At 56.8% G+C, this 21,740-nt stretch carries 19 protein-coding genes; 3 read left to right on the top strand and 16 right to left on the bottom strand.

All coding sequences use genetic code 11. From position 1 onward, the window contains the following. The 10 genes from U9R25_11710 to U9R25_11755 form a co-directional block, all read right to left on the bottom strand. The gene (locus U9R25_11710; protein ID MEA3336569.1) at positions 1–1,590 is read right to left on the bottom strand and encodes an NADH-quinone oxidoreductase subunit M; all 1,590 of its coding nucleotides are present in this window, start codon (positions 1,588–1,590) and stop codon (positions 1–3) included. An 84-nt stretch (positions 1,591–1,674) separates the two neighbouring features. Beyond that, complete coding sequence (nuoL, locus tag U9R25_11715) at positions 1,675–3,921, bottom strand: NADH-quinone oxidoreductase subunit L (protein MEA3336570.1); 2,247 nt, start codon at positions 3,919–3,921, stop codon at positions 1,675–1,677. Positions 3,922–3,966: 45 nt separating this feature from the next. Further along, the gene (locus tag U9R25_11720; GenBank protein ID MEA3336571.1) at positions 3,967–4,401 is read right to left on the bottom strand and encodes a hypothetical protein; all 435 of its coding nucleotides are present in this window, start codon (positions 4,399–4,401) and stop codon (positions 3,967–3,969) included. 25 nt (positions 4,402–4,426) lie between these two features. Next, entirely contained in the window at positions 4,427–4,735 is a 309-nt protein-coding gene (nuoK, locus tag U9R25_11725; GenBank protein MEA3336572.1) for an NADH-quinone oxidoreductase subunit NuoK, read from the bottom strand. 6 nt (positions 4,736–4,741) lie between these two features. Then, positions 4,742–5,239 (bottom strand): NADH-quinone oxidoreductase subunit J, encoded by a 498-nt coding sequence (locus U9R25_11730; GenBank protein MEA3336573.1) that lies wholly within the window; start codon positions 5,237–5,239, stop codon positions 4,742–4,744. Positions 5,240–5,247: 8 nt separating this feature from the next. Next, positions 5,248–6,459, bottom strand: coding sequence for an NADH-quinone oxidoreductase subunit NuoH (gene nuoH, locus U9R25_11735; GenBank protein MEA3336574.1), 1,212 nt, complete (start codon positions 6,457–6,459; stop codon positions 5,248–5,250). A gap of 55 nt (positions 6,460–6,514) precedes the next feature. Next, complete coding sequence (locus U9R25_11740; GenBank protein ID MEA3336575.1) at positions 6,515–6,874, bottom strand: NADH-quinone oxidoreductase subunit A; 360 nt, start codon at positions 6,872–6,874, stop codon at positions 6,515–6,517. Between the two features lie 112 nt (positions 6,875–6,986). Then, positions 6,987–7,166, bottom strand: a complete 180-nt coding sequence (locus U9R25_11745) for a DUF5989 family protein (protein ID MEA3336576.1) — start codon at positions 7,164–7,166, stop codon at positions 6,987–6,989. 187 nt (positions 7,167–7,353) lie between these two features. Next, positions 7,354–9,129 carry a carbamoyltransferase N-terminal domain-containing protein gene (locus U9R25_11750; GenBank protein ID MEA3336577.1) on the bottom strand — a complete coding sequence of 592 codons (1,776 nt, stop codon included), beginning with the start codon at positions 9,127–9,129 and terminating at the stop codon, positions 7,354–7,356. 29 nt (positions 9,130–9,158) lie between these two features. Beyond that, positions 9,159–9,389: a hypothetical protein gene (locus U9R25_11755; protein ID MEA3336578.1), complete on the bottom strand. Its 231-nt coding sequence runs from the start codon at positions 9,387–9,389 to the stop codon at positions 9,159–9,161. Positions 9,390–9,528: 139 nt separating this feature from the next. On the opposite strand from U9R25_11755, the gene U9R25_11760 reads away from it, so the two are divergent. From U9R25_11760 to U9R25_11770, 3 genes are read left to right on the top strand one after another with little or no spacing between them, the layout of a single operon-like run. Next, complete coding sequence (locus U9R25_11760; protein ID MEA3336579.1) at positions 9,529–10,818, top strand: hypothetical protein; 1,290 nt, start codon at positions 9,529–9,531, stop codon at positions 10,816–10,818. Then, a complete protein-coding gene (locus tag U9R25_11765) occupies positions 10,819–11,835 on the top strand; it encodes a glycosyltransferase family 2 protein (GenBank protein ID MEA3336580.1) in 1,017 nt (338 codons plus the stop codon). Next, complete coding sequence (locus U9R25_11770) at positions 11,828–12,616, top strand: glycosyltransferase family 2 protein (protein ID MEA3336581.1); 789 nt, start codon at positions 11,828–11,830, stop codon at positions 12,614–12,616. Before U9R25_11765 ends, U9R25_11770 begins: the two co-directional genes overlap by 8 nt. Positions 12,617–12,723: 107 nt before the next feature. On the opposite strand, the gene U9R25_11775 is transcribed toward U9R25_11770, so the two are convergent. The 6 genes from U9R25_11775 to U9R25_11800 form a co-directional block, all read right to left on the bottom strand. Then, positions 12,724–13,197, bottom strand: coding sequence for a low molecular weight protein arginine phosphatase (locus U9R25_11775; protein MEA3336582.1), 474 nt, complete (start codon positions 13,195–13,197; stop codon positions 12,724–12,726). Positions 13,198–13,295: 98 nt separating this feature from the next. Next, positions 13,296–13,868: a ribosome-associated translation inhibitor RaiA gene (raiA, locus tag U9R25_11780; GenBank protein MEA3336583.1), complete on the bottom strand. Its 573-nt coding sequence runs from the start codon at positions 13,866–13,868 to the stop codon at positions 13,296–13,298. A 429-nt stretch (positions 13,869–14,297) separates the two neighbouring features. Then, entirely contained in the window at positions 14,298–15,278 is a 981-nt protein-coding gene (locus tag U9R25_11785) for a hypothetical protein (protein MEA3336584.1), read from the bottom strand. 60 nt (positions 15,279–15,338) lie between these two features. After that, complete coding sequence (locus tag U9R25_11790) at positions 15,339–18,566, bottom strand: hypothetical protein (GenBank protein ID MEA3336585.1); 3,228 nt, start codon at positions 18,564–18,566, stop codon at positions 15,339–15,341. Positions 18,567–18,607: 41 nt separating this feature from the next. After that, positions 18,608–19,978 carry a hypothetical protein gene (locus U9R25_11795; GenBank protein ID MEA3336586.1) on the bottom strand — a complete coding sequence of 457 codons (1,371 nt, stop codon included), beginning with the start codon at positions 19,976–19,978 and terminating at the stop codon, positions 18,608–18,610. A gap of 140 nt (positions 19,979–20,118) precedes the next feature. Next, positions 20,119–21,740 (bottom strand): hypothetical protein (locus U9R25_11800; protein ID MEA3336587.1); only part of this gene is annotated, 1,622 nt, incomplete at its 5' end.

Genomic DNA, 21,740 nt, shown 5'->3' on the forward strand with positions numbered 1-21,740 from the left:
TTAATGCAAGGCGATGGTTACCGCGGATAAAGTGGCCACGAGATTCGTCGAAGCCGAATTAAAGAAATCCAAAAGTGGCACCGGATAGATCCCGATCAGGACCATCAGGATCACCAGCGGCCACATGGTGATCTTCTCGAAGCCCAGCATATCGGTAGGCATGGGCTTCTCCTCGCCATCGGACAGATCGGTCCAATGATCGATCTTCTCCGGATCGTATTCGCCCAGGAAGACCGATTGGATGATTCGCCAGAGAATATAGGCAGCAGTGGCCACGATTCCGATGACACCGATGGCCGCCCAGACGCTCACGATATCGAAGGCGCCCCGGAAGGTGAAGAATTCTGCCCAGAAGCCTGCCAATCCGGGTAGTCCAAGAGAGGCGAAAGCAGTCACCATCATGATTGCGTAGAAGTAGGGCATTTTGGAACTCAAACCGCCAAAACGACCCAGGTCTCGAGTATGGGCTCGTTCATACAACACACCAACCAGGAAGAACAAGCCGCCCGTAATGATGCCATGAACAAACATCTGCAAGGTCGCGCCGTTGATCGCCATAGCCATGCTTTCGGCATACTGATCGATGCTCTTGATGCCATAGGCCGCCGCGCCAAGACCCAGCATGACGTAGCCCATATGGCTCACCGATGAGTAGGCGATGAGCCTCTTCAAGTCGGTCTGCGCGATACAGATGAAAGCCCCATAGACGATGCCTATTACACCAAGGATCACGATGGCAAGGGCCCAGTAGCTGAAGGCCGTGGGGAAGGTGGGCAACACGATGCGAATGATGCCGTAGGCACCCAGCTTCAGCAGCACACCAGCCAGAATAACTGATCCCGCTGTCGGGGCTGCCGTGTGTGCATCCGGTAACCAGGTGTGGAAGGGAAAGCTTGGCACCTTGATCATGAAAGCCAACATAAAGCCCCAAAACGCCAGGCTTGCGATGACCAGGTTATCCGCCCAGGGCTGGGCTATGGCCGCCTCGATCATGTTGAACGTGCCCGTTTCGAAATATATCCCCAGAATCGCCAACAACATCGCCACCGATCCCACTAACGTGTAGAGGAAGAACTTGATGGCTGCATAGCGGGGCCGGTCGGCCGGCCGCCCCCATATTCCGATCAGGAAAAACATGGGGACCAGCCCAATCTCCCAAAAGACATAGAAGAGCACAAAATCCAGGGCCACAAACACGCCCAACATGCCCATTTCCAGCAACAGGAAAAGGAAAAAGAACTCCTTGACACGCGTTTTGACCACGAAACTGGAATAATACAGGCCCAGGGATGAGAGCAAGGTCGTCAGGAAAATCAACGGTATGCTGAGACCATCGGCGCCGAGCGTGTAGCCGACATCCAGTTGGGGAATCCAATCGATGTCGACGACATAAGCCATGCCACCTATGCCGGTCTGGATGTTATTTGACCAATAATCGGCAAACACCCAGACAGACAGCAACAGTGGAATGATGCTAACCGCCACGGCGATCCGTTTTATCGTACGCTCGCTCTCCTTGTTTATGAACAGGATGGTAAGCGCACCCACAAGAGGTGTTAATGTAATGAGTGTGAGGACCCAAGAATCCATGTATTCGTCTCCTCGATTTTAGCCAGCCCGGTGACTGACTATGGCGAGAGGTTGTGCCCTGCTACTTTGACTCCGAAACCACTGTTAACCTATGCCAATACCGACTACCTGCACGACAAACAAGGCAAGAAGGAACAGAACCATAAGAACGGCAACCAACAGATACGTTTGAACCTGACCGGTCTGGACCAGACGAAGCACGCCGCCAGCCCAATTCCCAACATAGCCCACGGCATTGACCAGGCCATCGACGATATATTTATCGAACATCGCCGAGAGGTAAGCAATTGTTCGACCGAACCAACCCACCGCGTTGACCACGCCATCGACAACGATTCGGTCGAACAGCGCACAGAACGATGCGAACCACTTGGCAAACCGCACCACCGTGGCGTTGTACAGCTCGTCGAAGTAGAATTTCTGGCGCATGGCCTCATAGAGCCCACCCAGGTGGACCCGCTGCATGGCAACCTCGACCGGATCCAACTGATCGGTCACCTTCCATCCATGGCCCTTCCGTCCATAGACCCACACGGCCAGCCCCAGTCCTCCAAGCGCCAACATGATCGAGATAATTACCGGCGCCCAGCTGAACTCCGGGATCACAAGATGCAAGTCGAGGGCATCTTCGGCAAAATGACCCAACCATCGTTCGACGGGATTGTCCTGGAAGGCCGGGCCCAGTACGGGGAAGTCTTCCGGGATGCCGACGAAACCGCCGATAATGGCAAACACGGCCAGGATCAGCAAGGGAATGGTCATGGAACGAGGACTTTCCTGAGCATGGTCCGCAGACTCGGTGCGAGGTTTGCCGAAGAAGGTCATTAACACCTGACGCCCTGTGTAAAAGGCTGTCAGGAACGCCGATACAGCCAATACAACAAACACCAACAACTCCAGCCAATCCTGTCCGGCCACCGATCGCCAGCTATACCAGGCCGTTGCCAGGATCTCATCCTTGCTCCAGAAGCCTGCCGTCAGGATTGGGAAGCCAGACAATGCGAGGGCACCTGCAAGAAAGGCGAGGAAAGTCCAACGCTGCTTCTTTCTCAGCCCGCCCATGAAACGCATATCGTTGGGATCGAAGCCCTCGACCTCATGCTGGCCGTGCTCGTGAACGTGGTGTTCGCCATGTTCCATGCCGTGGATCACGGAGCCGGAGCCAAGGAAGAGCAAGCTCTTGAAGAACGCATGGGTCAGGAGATGGAAGGTCGCCGCCACATAGGCGCCTATGCCCAGCGCAGCAAACATGTACCCCAGCTGCGAGATAGTTGAATAAGCGAGAACCCGTTTAATGTCGTTCTGTGCCACGGCAATCATCGAGCCCATCAATGCCGTCGTAGCGCCGATCAGAGCGATGAATGTCAGCGACGTATGGCCGCCTGCCACCATGAGAGGATACATGCGGATGATCAGATAGACACCGGCGGAAACCATGGTGGCAGCATGGATAAGGGCGCTGACCGGTGTGGGACCTTCCATAGCGTCGGGCAACCAGACGTGTAGCGGGAACTGGGCTGATTTGCCAATGGCGCCAAAGAAGATCAGAATGGCGATCAGGGTGGCCAGAGAGCCCAACAGTGGTACCTTGAAGGAAGCCAGGCCCGCCAGCACTTCCGGCTGAAAGAGTGCCGTAAACGTCAGCCCCGCCTGGCCATCGGTCAGGTGAGCTGCACCCACGTAGAGCAACATCATGCCGATAAACATGATGGCATCGCCCACCCTGGTGGTCAGGAAGGCCTTCAATCCCGCCTGTGTCGGCGTAATCCTGTCGGGGTCGTCATACTTGCGGGCAAACCAGAAACCGATGAGCAAATAGGAACAAAGGCCCATGATCTCCCAAAAGACGAAGAGAAGCGCCAGATTGTCCGCCAGAACCAATCCCAACATGCCGGTGGCAAAGAGGGAGATGTAGGCAAAAAACCGGCTTGCCAGAGGATCTACATGATCGGTGCTGGCCGGCCACCCGCGTTTGTCGCCCAGTCCCAAGGGCAAGCCGATTCCCATATAGCCCCACGAATAGATGAAGATCATGAGGCACACGAGCGGCACCATAAACAGCATGACGGCCGTCAGCGAGTCCACCATGTACCCTAGATGCAATTCAGTAGACCCGGTCGGGATGCTGTAGATAGGCAACTGAAGGGGATGCTCGTAGAAATGCTCGGTGCCGAAAGCCCGTATCATGACCGTCCACGAGATGACCCACGTCACCGCCATCGAGACAATGGCGATCAGGGCGCTACCTCTCTTGTTGTTTTTCGTCAAGAGGAGAATCGCCAAAAACGCCAGGAATGGTATTAGTGGAATAAGGTAGATGAGATTGGTCATGCAACCACCTCGGGGTGCATTCGATGATACGTGAGATATCGATGCCTACTCGTCGGCCGTTGCGCCTGAGCGGCCTGCCGTGAGCGAGTAGATCAGCTGACTGAGAACGAAACCTAAAATCAACCCAATGGCGCCTGCAGCGAGAAAAACCCACTCGCTCGAAGCATTGAGAATGCGTGCCAGAACGATCAGTAGCATCGCACCCAGCAGGCTGCCAAACAGCGAAAAGCGTTGTTCATTCCTGGCCCGTCTGGCTGAAGCCAGACGCTGCGGCACATCCCGATAGCCAGGCAATGCTCGTTCGATTTCAGCGAAATATCGAACTGCGCCGGTGAAACGTCCTTCTTCCATGGCTTCTTCAGCCATCCCGTAAAGCTGATCCGCCTGTTCCTCGACGGTGCCATGCAGTTGTTCTGTGGCCATTCGAAACCAGAGACCGATCGACAGGGACGGTGTGCCAATCGTGCTATCTTTGGACACTCCCGCTCAATCCACCAACAGGGCATCAGCCCTGCATCAGATCGATTTCTTCCAAATTTACTGTGTCGCGGGACCGGTAGATCGCTATGATGAGCGCCAGGCCGACGGCAGCCTCTGCCGCGGCAACAGCCAGCACGAAGATGGCAAATACCTGTCCGGTGACCTCCTTGGGCGTGATATAACGGTCAAAAGCCACCAGGTTGATGTTGACGGCGTTGAGCATGAGTTCCACACCCATCAACACTGCTACTGCGTTGCGGCGCGAAAGCGCACCATACAATCCCAGGCAAAAAAGCGCTGCAGCGACGATCAGATACCAGGAAAGTGGAACCATAATGACTTACTGCTCCCGAGCAATCATGATGGCGCCCACCAGCGCCACCAGCAATAAAACCGAGACCACCTCGAAGGGCACCACATAGCTGTTGACCAGGGCTTCTCCGATATCAGCTATGGCAGTGGGAGAGACGCTGTCCTCGATGACAGGCCAGTTGATCTGCAAGAGCACGATCACGAGAAGAATAAAAATGCCACCTGCCGTGAAGGCCGAGACACCCCACTGGAAGTTGCTCATTTTTACCCGCCCCATCATCATTCCTCGGCTCAACATAATTGCGAATACGATCAAGGTTGCGATAGCGCCTATGTAGATCAGAACCTGCGCGACAGCCAGGAATTCGGCCTCCAGCATGGCATAGAGCGCCGCCACGCCGAAGAAGGTGGCAATCAGCCACAAAGCGGCATGATACAGGTTTCTGCTCACCACGACCAGGAAACCACAACCGACTGTGAAAAGGCTGATGACAATGAAAATAAATTGAGTGGATGTGAACGCCATGCAAACTCCTACCTGCTGACCGGTACGGCAGATTTGTGGCTATCGATCTGCTTTCGAAGCGCCCGCCCTACAAGTCCAAGGCCGATCAAAAGCGCGATGATGTTGGTACCGCTCAGAATAAGAACCTGGATATCCCGCTCTACCGGAAGCTTGACCACGATTGCAGTCAGAAAGACTGCCACCAGCGCCATCGGCACCAGCACCTTCCAACAGAAACTCATCATCTGGTCAATCCGTAGTCGGGGGAAGGTCGCCCGAACCCAAATCATGCTCAACAACACAATGGTCGTCTTCGCAAAGAAATAGAAGAAGCCCAGCACCGGCGCCTTATCGACGAACGGCCCTTGCCAGCCGCCCAGGAATAGCGTGGTAATGATGGCGCTCAAGAGAAGGCTGTTGACGAAAAATTGAAGATAGAACCAGGCAAACTTCATGCCACTATACTCGACGAAATAGCCTGCCACCAGCTCACTCTCCGCTTCTAACAGGTCAAACGGCGCTCGTTCGCCCTCGGCCAGTGCAGCAACGAAGAAGAGCACGAAGGCCAACGGCATGACGAAAATGTACCACCCTGGAAAAAAGCCGAAGATCAATTCGCCTTGCTTTTCCGCAAGGCTGTTCATTCCCATGGTGTTGGCGAAAAGCACCACTGCCAGCATCACCAGGATCAATGGTATCTCGTAACTGAGCAATTGAGCCACGACGCGAAAGCCACCCAGCAAGGCATATTTGTTGTTGGAACTCCAGCCGGCCATCAAAGCACCGGTGGCTGCGATGCCGCTAATGGCGACGATATAGAGCAATGCGATGTTCAGGTCGGCTCCGATGACATGTGGCGCCAGGGGCAATACTGCTGCTACCATAAAAATCTGAAATACCGCCAGGGCGGGCGCGATGTTGAAGGAGACGCGATCGGCGCCGTCGGGCACGACATCTTCCTTGGTCAGCAGTTTGACAATGTCACCAAAGGTCTGAAACAGGCCATAGGGACCAGCCCGATTCGGGCCCAAACGATCCTGAAAGCGGGCTGCCACCTTTCGTTCCAGCCAGATCAGAAAGATGGCTGATGTCAGAACGAGTGCAACGATCACCAGCACGCCCAGGACATCTCCCACCAAGTTGGCGAGTCCCTCCGAGAAACCCCAACTCAGCATTACCTGGTGAAACCACGGACCAAGCTTGGATGGGTCAAGCAAAAGGTCTATGAATGTTACTTCCATGGGCTAACTCCGCTCTGCCTCAAACTGGTGACCTCGATACCCCGTTTCCGATGGATTAGTTCCACTCCAACGCCCCCGTGCGCCAGGCATACACCAACCCGGCGAGCAGGATCAGCACAAAGACGGCCACTTCGAACAGCGCGTACAATGGGAGTTTATCATAAGCCACTGCCCAGGGAAACAGGAAAACAGCTTCCACATCGAAGATGACGAAGATCAGCGCAAAGAGGTAATATTGCGCCTTGAACTGACTCCATGCATCCCCGTAAGTCTCGACGCCACACTCATACGTGACGTTTTTCAGTCGATTGGGCTTTTTTGGACGAAGCAACGAGGCTACGAAGACGCCAACAAAAGGAAAAATGAAGGCAACAATCGCGAGGATCCCAATGAATTGAAAGTTGGCAAGCTCCATTCAGGCCTCCAAGGGGGGGAACTTGTGCTGAAAGACAGGCAAAAAAACAGTCGTCTTGTAGAAACGGGCACAAACGCAGAGATTATACCATAGGGATGCTCAAATCAAAAACTCAAAAAAGCGTGTAAATGAACGGAGCAAGGCCAGACGCCTGGGCGAATACCAGGAGTAAACCCAGTGTAACGAGAACAACCATCATCGGAATCATCCACCACAGCCGGCGTTTCCACAGGAAGCTGAACAACTCGCCTACGATGTCCAGGCGAGTTCCAATGCTCTTAATAACTTTCATCGCTGCGCTCTCACCATTCTCTGTTCTCGATTGTTACCCAATCCTGAAATCCTGATCCGGGCGGCAACCTGGATCAATAATAGCACAGGTATCGCAACAAGGATGAATTCGCAACCAGGGGTACCATCGCCATGATTCGGGTCGCTGGTGCCTCCAGCCAAACTTCATTCGCCGCACGATAATCGCTTCACTTTCTAACGATAAACCGATCCAGTACCAGCAGATCTATCTCGCTCCTGCTGAAGGTATTGAAGGCATCGGCCGGCGAGGTCACGATCGGTTCACCGCGCAGATTGAAGGAGGTATTGAGAAGGACGGGTGTGCCCGTTCGATCACCGAACGCGCTGATGATATCGTAATAGCGTTGGTTCCATTCCCGGCGCACGGTCTGTAACCGGCCTGTGCTCATGTGAGAAACGGCAGGAATCTCCATCTGGCGTTCCGGTTGAACGGGACTTACCATCAGCATATAGCGAGGGGGATACTGCCCCGCCGCCTTCTGAAGATCGAAATATTCGCCCGCTCGCTCCTCCAATACAGCGGGAGCGAAAGGCCGGAAGGGTTCTCTGAACTTGATCTTGGTGTTGACGATGTTTTTCATCTCCGCACTGCGGGGATCTGCCAGGATCGAACGATTGCCCAGTGCCCGCGGTCCCCACTCGAAGCGACCCTGAAACAAGCCCACGACCTTGCCATCTATCAATGCCTCGTTGATCGTATCGACCAAGCTGGTCTCATCCGCGATGAACTCAAAACTGACACTTTTCTGGTCCAGCAATTGCCGGCAGGCATCCTCGTCGTAAGCTTCCCCGTAGAAGGCGTGTTCCATGACAAAACGGCGGGGTTGGTGAAGCAACACGTGATACACGTATAGCGCTGCGCCCAGGGCCCCACCCGCATCGCCCGCTGCCGGCTGTATGAAGACCTGCTCGAAAGGGGTCTCCCGCATGATCCGTCCATTGGCAACCGAGTTGAGCGCCACCCCGCCTGCCATGACCAGGTTTGAGCTTGCAGTCTGCCGGTGCAGGTTATTGACCATCCTGAGGATTGTCTCCTCCGTCAGCCGTTGCACACTGGACGCCACATCAGCATAATATTGATTGCTTTTGGCTTGCGCCTCTCGCCCGCTTAAATCATGGCCTGTTGTCTCACAAAAAAAGTCGGTGTCGTGGACCCGCGGTTCACCCCAGAGGTCGATAAACCGGTCGTTGAAGGTCCGATCGGGCGAGTAGTGAAAGCTGAAGTAGTCCATGTTGAGCCGGAAGCTTCCGTCGCCATGCACCGTGATCACCTCGCCAAGCCTCTCCAGATAGTTGGGCCGGCCATAGGGCGCCATGCCCATGACCTTGTACTCACCGTTGTTGACCCGAAAGCCAAGCCACGCGGTGAACGCGGAGTAAAGCAGGCCCAGCGAGTGGGGAAAGTGGATTTCATTGGTGAGATCGATACGGTTGAGGCTACCATCCTGCCATGATGCCCTGCCGTGGCCCATGGCCGTCGTCGTCCATTCGCCGACACCATCGATCGTCAAAACAGCAGCTTCTTCGAATGGCGAACAAAACAGGGCACTTGCCGCGTGGCTCATATGGTGCTCTACAAACAACACCTTCCCGGAGTCGATGTCGAGCCGGTCGACCAGCAGCCCTTTTACCCATAGTTTTTCGTTAAACCAGGCTATCATGGCTTCCCGGAACATCTTCCACGAGCGAGGAAAGGTGCTCAAGGTGGACATCATGATCCGCTCGAATTTTGGCAGCGGCTTCTCGTAGAAGACCACGTAATCCAACTCGTCAGCGCTGATCCCGCCCTGGCGCAGGCAGAACTCAATGGCCTGACCCGGATAGCCAAAGTCATGCTTACGGCGGGAAAAGCGTTCTTCCTGAGCGGCTGCTACCAGATCGCCGTCGCGCAGCAACACCGCCGCAGAGTCATGATAAAAACAAGAAATGCCGAGAATGAACACCAGGTTGCTCCGGAAATTCGATCAGACGTTTAATACTGATGATGCGCGGCATCCAGGTCAATGTCAGCCGTTTCACGGGGAAGCCACTCGCTTGTCTGCTGGGAGTCGTGTCGAAGATGCAAAGGATCGCCGAACACGCGGACAGCAAGACCGAAGGGAGTTATGATCAGGAAGTAGAAGAGCGTAAGGAGAACGCGGGACTGAAAATCCCCTATCTTTCGGGCCAGAACCAGCCAGCGAGCCCACAGGTTACGGATCAACGAATTCACTCCTGTTAGTGTTGCCCACCACTGGCAGGCCATGGATGGACCGATCATACTTGGCTGCCAACAATCTGTCAACTCCACAAGAACCAGTGTACCTTGACGAACAAGCCCCCTTCTGGTAGACTGCGCGGGCATGAAAACCTGGATTTTTCTGCTGGGAACAGCAGTCGTTATTTCATTGATAGGCAGTGGGTGTAGTTTCGGCCCGCTGCTTTCCGATGTGAGCATGCAGCCAGCGGTTATCAGTCCCAATGCAGACGGCAGCGACGATGCGACCAATATCCGCTATACCCTGGCCCGCTCCGCCGACGTTTCGATCTATTTCGAGGAGGAGAGTGGCAAGCGCTACTACTTCAGAGACAATCAGCTGCGCTCGCCGGGCGAATACGGCGTCGCCTGGGGTGGCGTGATCAACGAACCGCTGGTAGTCGACAATGGCTACGGCCCCCATGAGGTATTGGGCCGGGTATTGCCAGACGGGACCTATACCTGGACCATCGAGGCAATCGAAGCCAACGGCGAGCGCGCATCGGAGTCGGGTACGATTGTGCTCGAGAATGGGGATGCGCAACTGCCTGAATTGCGCAATTTCACCGTTGTACCACAACAGTTTACGCCCAATCAGGACAGCATCGACGACTGGGTATCGATCTCCTATTACCTGCCCAAGGATGTGGACGACGTACAGGTTTTCCTGGTCGATCCCGACGAGCCCAATTTTAAGTACTACGTCAGCGAAAAGGAGCGGGTCATCAGGCCAGGGGAAAAAGGACACCACGAGTATCGCTACGAGGCGGACGTCGACCAGGGCGCTGAGGCGCCGCCCGACGGTACCTACATTGTATACGGTGAAGCCCGCGACCTGGCTGGTAATCATGTTGTAGTCTCCTCCACCCTGACCATCGAAGATGGCGGCAAACCGCGAGCCGACATCCTGCAGAGCGAAATCGATTGGAAGGGTGAAATGAATCGGGTGGTAAGCGTGCCGCTGGGCGAGAGGCTTTGCTTCACGACCACCGTTCAAAACGAGGGTACCGTGAGCATCCGAACGGCCGGTCCATGGCCGGGAGAGACCTACAAATTCAGCCAGAATCACAATACTCTGGCCATCGAACAGGACGATCCAAGCCTGCACCAACAGGCCGGTGTCTGGCGACTGGGGATCAACTTCGACACTACCGGCTACGATTTTCCCTACCGGTGGGCGATCGGCAGGCCCGAAGACCTGGAACGGCGCATCATCAATGGTCAGGAGCAATGGTATTTGCTGCCCGGGGAACGCGCCCAGGTCTCCGGCTGCATCGAGTTCGACGAAACACCCCCCGTAGGCACCAACTTCTGGTGGGCCGGGCTTATCCACGAGTTTGTGGGCGTGCCCAATAACTATGTGGACCGGATTTCTGTCATGGTGGAATCTCCGTAAATGGCAAGCAATATGGATCTTGCCATCATTATCGTAAACCTCAACGTCGGAGAACTGCTGAAGCAATGTTTGACGTCGGTGTACGATAGCCTGGCACTGTCCGATGGCCTCAGGGTCCAGGTGCTGGTCGTCGACAACGCCTCGATTGACGGCAGCGCCGAACTGGTCCGACAGGAATTCCCTCAAGTCCTCCTCATGGCGCTGGACAAGAACCTGGGTTTTGCAGGCGCCAACAATCTGGCTCTGCAGGTCCTGGGCTTTCGGGAAATCGACAGCGAAGCTGTCCACAGCCGGGACCTGGTGCCCCAGTGGACGCCGAAAACGCCGTTTCCTCTCCCACGACATGTACTCCTGTTGAATCCAGACACCCTGGTGACCGGAACCGCGCTGGAAACCATGGTCTGCTTTCTGGATGACTATGAGAAGACCGGCGCCTGTGGGGCCAATCTCAGCTATCCTGGTGGCCGCTTCCAGCACGGTGCATTCAGGTTTCCTGGCCTGGCACAGATTGCCCTGGACTTCTTCCCGCCGCCCGGTCGGCTGAACACCACGTTGCTCGACTCAGCATGGAACGGAAGATATAGCCATTCGCTATACGAAGGCACAGATCCCTTTCCCGTGGATTTTGTACTGGGCGCCGCGCTAATGGTGCGTGGCGATACGATTCGCCAGGTCGGATTGTTTAACGAAAGCTACTTCATGTATTGCGAGGAAATGGACTGGCAGCGCCGCATGCGGCAGGCTGGCTGGCAAGTCCATTGTCTGCCCTCAGCCCATGTCATCCACTATGGCGGTGCCAGCACCAGCCAGTTCAAAGGCCCGATGATGGTGGCACTTTGGCGCAGCCGATTCCGTTACTTCCAACGGTATCATGGCCCCCTGTTTTACCTGGCTGCCACCGCCCTGGTCAAGACGGGGATCAAGGCAGAAAGGCAGCGTGCCGTGCGGGCGCAACCGGAAGACATGGCTGCCAGACTGGCGGCCTACGAGCAGATCAACGAGCTCGCGGATGCCTGAGTCATCTCTGATGAAGCTGATAGCTACGATCCTCACCAAAAACGAATCGAGCCACATCGTCGACTGCATCGAAAGCGTGAACTGGGCCGATGAGGTTCTTGTATCCGATTCCTTCAGCGATGACAACACCGTTCAACTGGCCCAGGATGCCGGCGCGACAATCACACAGCGCCCTTTCGACGGCTGGGCCGGCCAGCGCAACGCCGCCCTGGATACGGCGGCTGAATTGGGAGCTGATTGGGTTTTTTTTGTCGACGCCGACGAACGGGCGTCCCCCGAATTGGCCGGGGAAATCAGGCAGGTCATCGAAGAAAGGCCGGAAGCCGGCTGGTGGATACCCCGGCGCAACTACATCGTGGGGAAACTGATGAACCACGGTGGGTTCTATCCCGACTACCAGCTGCGCCTGCTCCAGATGGGCCGGGGTCGCTACGATCCCGGGCGGCCCGTGCACGAAGTTGTTCTTCTCGACGGATCCGATGGCCATCTGACAATCCCCCTGACCCATTATAACTATGCGAACTGGCAGCAATTCCACGAAAAACAGGGGCGCTACGCCGCTTTCGAGGCCCAGATACTCAGCGAGCGCGGCATCAAGCCGCGCCCGCACAATTTCATCTTACAGCCATTGCGGGAGTTCCGTCGCCGCTACCTGACGCTGCAGGGCTACCGCGATGGCCTCCATGGACTGAAAATCTGTCTTCTGTTGGCCTTCTACTACGGCTTCCTTCCCTATTGGCTCATGCTCCGGGAAAAGCCTTCAGCCCCCATGCAGGAATGATCACGGCTTCCAGAAGACGGCTTTCAGAAGACCGCAGACGACAGACGGCTTTCAGAAGACCGCAGACGACAGACGGCAGACCGCTTCCAGCAGTCGGCGGTCAGCAGTCAGCTGTCGGCCAGGCCCAACCGGCGCAGTATCTCAGGATAGCCCTGGTCGAGCAACCGAGAGAGCTCGTCGGCGGTTTTGGCATATTCCTCTTTTGGCTGGCGATAGGGGTCCTCGATATCATCATATTCGCCCGCCATTTCACTGTACAGAAAAACCTTGCCCAGTAGATTTGGATAACTGTAAAAAAGGCTGCGGCGGTGCGCCTCTTCCATGACAAGCACCAGATCGGCGTCCCGCATATCGTCGGCTGTCACGGTATGAGCCCGGTGGCCACTGATGTCCATACCCCGTTCAGCCAGCACCTGCACTCCCGGGCGACTTGCCGGCGCACCATCCAGGCCAAAAACACCCGCCGAACTGACGCTAACCTGGTCAGCCAGGCCACTTTCTCCCAGCCGCTGTTGCAGTAATCCGGTCGCCATCGGAGACCGGCAGACATTGCCTGTGCATACGATCAACACCTGTTTCACTCACATCGCTCCCAACAGTGTCTACCACCTAATTCGTCGCGCAAGGGCCAGGGTAAGCTATCCCTGGCCCTTGTAATCGAAAGACCTATGGCCTTTTTTCAGGCAATCTCAGGCTGAATGAGCCCGTAGTCACCATCCGAGCGGCGATAAAGGACATTGAAGGCAGCCTCGCCAGCGTTGTAGAATACAAAAAAATCGTGACCCAACAGCTCCATCTGGTCAACCGCTTCCTCCTGACTCATGGGAAGCAGTTCGAAACGTTTGAAGCGCACGATGCGCCCCTCGAAGGCCTCCTCCTCACCCTCAGCAGCCTCCAGTCCGACGACTTCCATTTCCTCTGCAGCCACGGCGGCAGCCTGTGCCTTTTCAATCTTGCGCCTGCGTTTGCCCTTATAGCGGCTAATCTGCCTGTGGAGTTTATCGGCAACGGCGTCCACCGCGGCGAACAGGTCCCCGCGCCGTTCCTCCGCCCGAAGAATCATACCGTTGCTGCGAGCCGTAGCCTGGACTACATAGCGTTCGCTGGTTTTGCGACTCTGCACTTCCGAGAGTTCAACGCGAATCTCCTGAAGATCGGCAAGATAGCGGTCCATCTTGCCGATTTTCCTCTCCACATAGGCCCAGATTTGATCGTTGACTTCAATGTTGCGACCTTGAATGATCAGCTGCATGACCGTCGCTCCTTTCAAAAAATAAATGCCAGCGCTGACCATGTCCGCGAGGGAGCGTGGCCATGCTGGACTACCAACAGTACTCAGCGATCTTGTCCCGAGAAACTGCGTGACGCATCGGCAATTTCAATTAAGATCCTCTAGGTGGTTATGAACTGCGGTCGGGACAGAAAACTAAAAACATGGACGTTGTGGCCACAGTTTCGTTGCCCGGGCCACTTTCCGGATCAACCGGCCGGCATCCACTGTGATACTGCAATTGTAGCCGCGGCAGGAACAAATGTCAACTCAATTCCGAGACGGCCCCACCTTGGTGCTGCGCGTTGCACCTGAAATGCCCACGTATCCCTGGTCGGGAATCTGTGGGCATTTTCATTGATTATATGCCTCTGTCACGACTTACTCGCCGGTCTTTGACCGTAAGTCTCCCTACGCCCATCCCAGCTTGGCCATGGTTTTTTCGGGCAATAGCATCTCTCTCAATAGCATCTCGAGCGTAGAGATAACCCACCATGGCAAATGCGCAGGCTCGCCAGATTCCGCAGAATAGTCTGATAATTTCACGGCGGCCGGAGATGACATCGTTACACTCACAGGACCATGGAGCGTGGTGATACCACTCAACGCGATATCTTCTAACCAATAATAGTAGGTCTTTCCAGGGTGAACTTCATCATCGACCCACCGGTAATGAGCACCTGCAGTGCCGCCAGGTGTCTGAGCGGGCAAATATGCCAGGAATGCGGCGGGGGCTGCTGGAGATTCACTTCGATAGAGATAGAAGCCCTGATGGTCCCATTCCGACACCGTTTCCCATTCAATGAGTACATGATCAACCTGCGGTATCGCCGAAAACTCACTAAGGTGGACTGCAAGCGGTACGATTCGAACCAAACCGTCGTCGGTATCACATGGCTCACTTTGTCCAGCCGTGTTCCCACAGGAAAGTGGAGGATCACTCGAAAAAACAACAGGCGCGATCCCCAACGATCCCTCGACCGCCCCAAAGGTTATCGTCACGGGTGTACCATCCGGAAGGCTGGCCAAGGGGGGAGAAGTATCTGCAATAAAAAAGTTTAGTTCGCCGTCAGTGTCAGCAGGATCAAACGCTACGGAGGCATTGAAACCGACCGGAAGATTCAAGTTAACACTATCGGGGATTCCATCATCGTTTCCGTCAGTCGGATCAAACCACAACCTGGTTTCATCAAAGTCGACCGAAAAGACGACGACGTTGATAAGTGCCCCGTTGGCGGTGAAATATATCGGTACGTCAACCATTGGATTTTCTCTGGTTACCTCGGCGATCTCCCACAATGGATTCGTTTGAGAACCTGCTCCCGTCCATGCAAGAGCTACGAGCACAAGACAAAGGACAAAGATTCTGCCAGCGAAAAAGATACGACTCATGATTTTCCTCCCAGCAACTATGACAATCGCCATGGTTACAACTGCCAGCGAGTTGACCGGTTATTCCACCGAAACATCCTCAAGGGGGATGATTGAACCTGTGCCTGAAGGGTATTCAGTCTGCGGCGACCCACCACAGGCGTTCGGTCCGTCAAAGATGAGCAACACCGTGCAGGAGATGTCGCCGGCATCGATCTTGCCATCCTCGTTCGAGTCGCAGAAAGGCGTGCCTACAAATGTGCCTCCTGCCGCGTTTGCCGGATCATCGCCATCCCCGTCGAAGATCTCCAGCACGCAAGCCGAGATGTCACCAGCATCAACGGTGCCATCGCCGTTACAGTCGCCCGGATCATTACGCGTGTTTACCACCGCTGCAACTGTACTTCCACCATCTTCAGGCACCGTCGCCGGTGACCCGCTAAGATCCACTTCCCATGCCACACCAGGATCTGTTTCCGTCACTTCGTAGTCGCCCGGGATCAGGTCGCTCCAACTGAGAGCTCCGCCCTGGTAGCCAGCAGTCTGGCAGTCACCGTCCGGGTAGCTCGGACCGCTGATGCATATCTCGAAGGTCTGGGCCGGGTCGGGCGTGATCCCGTTCCATGCCACCGTCTTGGTTGCTTCCAGGCTACCCAGCCTGCGTGTGTTGATGACGTCGGATAACAGCGTGCCGCCCTTATCCGGGATCACAACCAAATAGGGTTCGATGGTCGTTTCCCACTGGGGACCAGGATCGCTCTCGCTGACCGTGTATGAACCAGGTGTGAGATTGGGCCAAACCAGCGCGTGCCCAAGGTAGTTCACGGTCTGGCAGTCGCCGTCCGGGTAGCTCGGACCGTTAATGCAGACCTCGAACGTCTGGGCTGGATCGGGCGCGACCCCGTTCCAGTCGACAGTCTTTGTGACCTCCAGGCTGCCAACCTTGCGGGCATTGAGCACTGATGCGCTGGCAATGCCACCGTCGGCCGGCACCGTTGCCGGGGAGCCACCGATGGTCACCGACCACTGCTCGCCTGGATCGTTTTCAGTGATGGTGTATGATCCTGGCAGCACGTCCATCCATGAAACTACGCCCCCCAAATATCCCACCTGCTGGCAATCAGGCGTGGCAAAGGAGGGCCCGCTGGCGCAGATCGTAAACATCTGGCTGGGGTCAGGCGTGACGCGGTTCCACTCCACGGTTTTTGCAGCTGCAACCGCGCGCGTCAACAGCCGGACTTTGGATACGAACGCGTCGCGCGTGCCGTTCAGCGATCCCTGAAGCGCACCAGGGGTCACTGGAAAATCACCCGACCTGGTGAATCCTGTCAGATAGACAAGACCGAGGCTGTCCATTGCCATTCCGTAGCCTTTGTCCTCATTGCTGCCTCCAAGATAGGTTGCGTATACCGGCTGTGCCGGGGTTGCACCGTTGAGATCCAACCGCGCGGCAAACAGGTCGTGGTTGCCGTTCCACGTCTGGTCGTAAGCATCGGAGGTTACCGGGAAGTCAGCGGAATTGGTGAAGCCAGCGACATCCACGACTCCAGGAGCTTCGACCGCAATGCCCCTTGCCTCCTCCCAGCCGCTGCCGCCCAGGAAGGAAGCGTAGCTCGTGTTGCCAGCTACATCGAGGCGTGCTACAAAGGCATCATAGGTACCTCCAGCGAAGCTCCCTGTTGTTACCGGAAAATCGGCCGAGGCAGTCGATCCAACGAGATGCGCTCCACCCGCGGCATCGACGGCGATCGCCTGACCCCTGTCCAGCCCGCTGCCACCCAGGATACGCACGTAGCCCACTCCGCCCGCGTTGGTGACCTTGACAGCAAAGGCATCGCCCCCACCAACCGTCGGGACACCCTGGAAGGAAGTGGAGTCGGTCTGCCCTATTACGTAAGCCTCACCGTTGAGGGTAGCGATTCCCAGGCCAAGATCATCACCACGACCGCCAAGGCGGCGGGCATAAGCAAGCACACCATCGGCCGTCACTTTTAGTGCAAACGCATCGAATTCACCCAGGTGTTTTCCGCCAGGAAAATCTCTGGAGAAGGTTGTTCCAGTCACGAAGGCATTGCTTCCGTCGACCGCTATGGCGAAGCCCTTGTCTTGATCCCGGCCACCAATCAACACGCTGTAGGTCACGTCCGCGCCGGTCGCGTTCAAAGCCACGACGAACACGTCGTTCTCTCCCTCGGTGGTCCCGGCCAGGGGAAAGTCGATAGAGTCGGTCTCACCGGTCACATAGGCCGCGTCTCCAGACACGTCGATTCCGGTGGCTGAGTCCATGCCACTGCCACCCAGGTAAGTCGCGTAGATCAGGCCACTGCCATCAGCGTTGACCTTGGCAACAAAGCCATCCACCTGGCCCACTGTCAGGTCAAAAGCACCGGGCGTCACGGGAAAATCGATGGATGGCGTGCGGCCGGCAACGTACCCGTTACCGGCGCTATCCCCGGCAATATCGTTGGCGATCTCCCAGGAGCTACCGCCGAGGAAGGTACTGTAGATCAAATCCTCTTCGCCGCTCCGTGATTCCTGCTTTTTTGCCGCTGCATTGCGAGCGTATGGCCCACCGATCTCAAATACTCCGGCGCTTGTCTGCCTGACACGTTCGTCAGTCACCGGTTGGCCCGGGCGGCCACCAGTGGCAACTGGCAGCGCCAGGCGAACCTCACCGACCCCGGTCTGCAACTGCAGGCTATTGCCGGATACCACTACCCCTTCTACTCCCTCCACCTGCAGGCGCACCCCCTCGAGATTTGCCTGGGGTTGGGCTTCCAGACGCCAGGGCATGATCCCTCGCCCGCCTTGCGCATCGACTACCAGGTCGATGCCCGGGTAAAGGTTGCGATAGCGAACACCTTGCCAGACCGGCACCTCGGCCACCCACTCGTCGCGATCCTGACCGTGCAGGTAGGAAACATGGACCGGTAGAGCACCAAATGGCTGCAGTTCGGAGGCTGGGTTGGAATCGAGAAAGCTCAACCGCACATGAACCCCGTCGACCGTGCCGTCAGCCGGCCAGGTCTCGTCACCCTGCGGTTCCTCCAGCAAGCTCAGCCACAGAGAGTCATCTGTAACCCACAATCTGCCCCCCATGAGTGCCATGCTGTACCCTTCACCGCCTCCATGCTGCCCAACCTCTTGTTCCAGGAAAGCTGGCTGGCTGGGTTCCGCCGGCACCATTGAGCCGGTAACCGGACCCTGCTGCCAGGCATATACCGCGACACTTCGGTGAAAAAAGGGCAAAGAGCAGGCCAGGATAATCAGCAGGCCGATCAATCTGCGAGGCCACGACAAGGAAAGCATAGGCCAAAACCTCCTGAATAACAGCGGGAGCCAGACGGAAACTACTGTTGCCAACCCCACTCTTGCGCGACGCTGATGATATCAGCTACATCGATCTGCATGGAGTTGTCGAAGTCCAGATAGTCTGGACATTGCGGCGTGCCTATTGGCTGGTTGAAGCAACCTGCCACCGTAAGAACATCGGCGATATCCACGTCGCCGTCACAATCGGGCGGAGGGGGATGAACGTCAAAGGGGTAACATGCCGGCGCGGAGGTTTTGGCGAGCTTTTGCCGTCCCTGATCGCCGATCCATTGGATACCCATGCTGGATGCCAGGCCAAAGGGCGAAGCACCGCCCGGCATCTGATACACCGTCCAACCGCCGCTGTTGACGATGGTCGACCAGGTGCCTGGCGTATAGGCCAGGGTGCCGGAGCGGGTTGTGGCCGTGCCGGACGAGCCGGATGGCGTGCTGCACGAAGGTGTGAGCGTCTGGTCGCTGGCCGGGAGGGTACTGACCGTTCCGCTGGCCTCTGCAGGGTTGAGATTGCCCACGGTCCCGGTGCCGCTGCTGCTCTCGGTGTACCATACTGTGGAACCTTCAAGTGCAACCCACTGGGGGTTGGTGCCGGCCGGCAGCGAATAGCTGGTCAGGCGGTTGAGTCCCGGTTCCAGGCGCGCCAGGGTGCCTACCGCGGTAGTTGCCTTGGGCAGCACCGGCTGCGGCAGGGAGGGACGCCGAGGCACACCGGCCGGCGCGTCAGCCCACCAGAGGTTACCGCTGTCATCCAGCAGCATGCCAGCCGGATTGCTGTCGCCTTCCAATTGCCAGGTACGCAACCGGTTGGTCGCTGCATCCAGGCGCATGACCTTATCGCCCGCCCAACTTCCCAGCCAGACCTGGCTGCCATCCACCACCAGGTAATAGCTGGATGTACCGCCGGATGGGGAAAAGCTGCAAAGCTCGCCGGTCAATCGGTTGAAACGGAAAAGTTTCGAGCTGGAACCGAACCACTCACTGAACCATACGTTGTTGCTGTCGTCAATAGCCACGCCCCACAGGTTGACATTGCCGGCCGTTCCGGCGGCCCAGGTAGTCCTGGCTCCGGTCTGGGTGTTGATGCGTCCGAAGATCTCGGCGCCATCGGTCCACCAGATGTTGCCGCTGGCATCCGCCCTGGCATCCTGAGGCGTGATTCCCTGATAGACCGTATAAGCCCCGGAAGCGGGATCGACACGCCAGATCTCCCGGCTTATCGGGTCGCTGAGATAAAGCATGTCGGCCGGGCCCCGGTTTACCTCATATACCAGGCCACCGGGGGTCAGATTGGCCTCCTGAACGCTGAGATCGGCTGCAGCAACGGTGGCCAGCAGTGCGACCAGCAGCAGGCAGGTGGCCGTGACTGCGATCCGTCGTGAGGGAATGATCATTGGGTGTTATTCCTCCATGCGGAATGGGGCGATGGGTGGGTGCCCATCGCCCCAGTGAGCTGGCGCTGATCAAGGCCATTCGTGCAAGTCGAAGTCGTCCTTTTGGATCAGCGCCAATCTTGGATGTGGTCGCCGCCTGCTCAGTCGCGCGCGGGCGGCAGGATTATCTCGTCGCCGCGCACGGGCGGCAAGATTATCTTTTCGTCGATCACGGGCATACCAGGCCATGGCCAATCCCAGTCGATGTAGTGGATGCCGTTGTTGTAGCCATCCAGCTCAGAGGCCAGAGTGAGGATCGTCATGCGATTCCCGGACCCCAGCGCGCTATTGACTGCATCGATCACACCTTGTACGGTGTAGGGATAGTAGACGATCGGGCTGGTGCAGCCTGGGTCGTTCGGGTCGCAGGACATGAGCACGTCGCGTCCGAGCGTCGAGTCATGGACGGCGACACCGGCCGGATGCTCCGGCACGTCCAACGTCTCGTGGAACGAGGCGTTGAGCAGCGCCGCCACGCCGGCCCGCAGCAAGATCTCCTTGGCCCCGGTGATGCGCGGCCCTCCCTTGAACGAAAGGGCATTCATCAGGTTCAGGTCGGAGAAAGGATCGGTGAAACCACGGGGCGTTTCGGTCAGGTAGGCCGAATCGAACACATCACCAAGCAGGTCAGATGTGTTGAAGGCCGTGTAAACCCAGGCGTTGTGATCGCTGGGGGTACCTGGTCCATGAGTCTTCCAGAAGCCGGGCGTAAAGGCCCAGTAGGACACCGTACAAGTATCCGACGAGCTACGCTCGATTTCGTTCGGTAAACCGGTCCAGGCCGGCAGTGTTGCCACGGCCGATATGGTATTGCTCACCGACGGATAGGGTGCGTTCGGTATCTCGACGTAGAAGGTCAAGGTTTCGCCCTGCGCCAGATCGATCGATGTGCCAGCCGGGATGACGGTGCCATCCCCATCCATCACATCCTCGTCGAGGGTCACGATCAGATCGACGTCACCTGTATTCTCGAGTACCACATCGAACACAGCGATACTTCCGACGAAGATCGGATCCTCGGCACAGGTCTTGCTTAGGGTATAGTCGGGATGGAGCAAGTCGACGCTCGCCGCGCCAGAGCCAGAGATCTCGTTCAGGAAGCCATCGGGGTTGTAGACGGCCGTGGCGGTGTTGACCAGTGGGTCAGGATCGCCCGGCTGGACGGTGTAGGTGTAGCTAAACGTGCAGCTGGCATCCGCAGCCAGGGGGCTGCATGCGGCCAGCGGCGTCACACCCGGTACCAGAGTGTCCTGGAAGCTGTACAGGATCAGGTCAGGTGAATCGGCCGACGAATTGTTGACGATCTCGATCGTGTAAGTGATGTCATCGCCAGCCTTGCTGTACGCGTGGCTTGCGGTCTTGGTCAGATCGATCGCCGGTTGGAACAGATTCACCGAGTGCTGCGCCGTGTCGTCGTACTCGTTCAGGAAACCGACAGGGCTGCAGATCACTTCGGCGGTGTTGACGAACGGGTCGGCAGCTCCCACCGGAATCGGGAAGTCGGTCACGTTGATCACGTGGCTGGCTCCCGACACAACCGTAAAGATCTCATCTACGCCTACCAGAGCATCAGTCACCCTGCACTCCAGGTTCGGGGTGTCAGGTGAGCTGTTGTTGTCCAGCGTGATGGTGTAGTCCACGGGGTCGCCGATCTTGCTCAGTTCATCGCCTGTCTTGGTCAGATCGATCGCCGGTTGGAACAGATTCACCGAGTGCTGCGCCG

Source organism: Chloroflexota bacterium (assembly GCA_034717495.1).
In the GTDB taxonomy this organism is placed as follows: domain Bacteria; phylum Chloroflexota; class Anaerolineae; order JAAEKA01; family JAAEKA01; genus JAYELL01.

Bases quoted from the DNA above. Each gene is read 5' to 3' on its own strand.
- U9R25_11710 (MEA3336569.1), bottom strand. From the start codon at position 1,590: ATGGATTCTTGGGTCCTCACACTCATTACATTAACACCTCTTGTGGGT.
- nuoL (MEA3336570.1), bottom strand. From the start codon at position 3,921: ATGACCAATCTCATCTACCTTATTCCACTAATACCATTCCTGGCGTTT.
- nuoK (MEA3336572.1), bottom strand. From the start codon at position 4,735: ATGGTTCCACTTTCCTGGTATCTGATCGTCGCTGCAGCGCTTTTTTGC.
- U9R25_11730 (MEA3336573.1), bottom strand. From the start codon at position 5,239: ATGGCGTTCACATCCACTCAATTTATTTTCATTGTCATCAGCCTTTTC.
- nuoH (MEA3336574.1), bottom strand. From the start codon at position 6,459: ATGGAAGTAACATTCATAGACCTTTTGCTTGACCCATCCAAGCTTGGT.
- U9R25_11740 (MEA3336575.1), bottom strand. From the start codon at position 6,874: ATGGAGCTTGCCAACTTTCAATTCATTGGGATCCTCGCGATTGTTGCC.
- U9R25_11745 (MEA3336576.1), bottom strand. From the start codon at position 7,166: ATGAAAGTTATTAAGAGCATTGGAACTCGCCTGGACATCGTAGGCGAG.
- U9R25_11760 (MEA3336579.1), top strand. From the start codon at position 9,529: ATGAAAACCTGGATTTTTCTGCTGGGAACAGCAGTCGTTATTTCATTG.
- U9R25_11765 (MEA3336580.1), top strand. From the start codon at position 10,819: ATGGCAAGCAATATGGATCTTGCCATCATTATCGTAAACCTCAACGTC.
- U9R25_11770 (MEA3336581.1), top strand. From the start codon at position 11,828: ATGCCTGAGTCATCTCTGATGAAGCTGATAGCTACGATCCTCACCAAA.
- raiA (MEA3336583.1), bottom strand. From the start codon at position 13,868: ATGCAGCTGATCATTCAAGGTCGCAACATTGAAGTCAACGATCAAATC.
- U9R25_11785 (MEA3336584.1), bottom strand. From the start codon at position 15,278: ATGAGTCGTATCTTTTTCGCTGGCAGAATCTTTGTCCTTTGTCTTGTG.
- U9R25_11790 (MEA3336585.1), bottom strand. From the start codon at position 18,566: ATGCTTTCCTTGTCGTGGCCTCGCAGATTGATCGGCCTGCTGATTATC.
- U9R25_11795 (MEA3336586.1), bottom strand. From the start codon at position 19,978: ATGATCATTCCCTCACGACGGATCGCAGTCACGGCCACCTGCCTGCTG.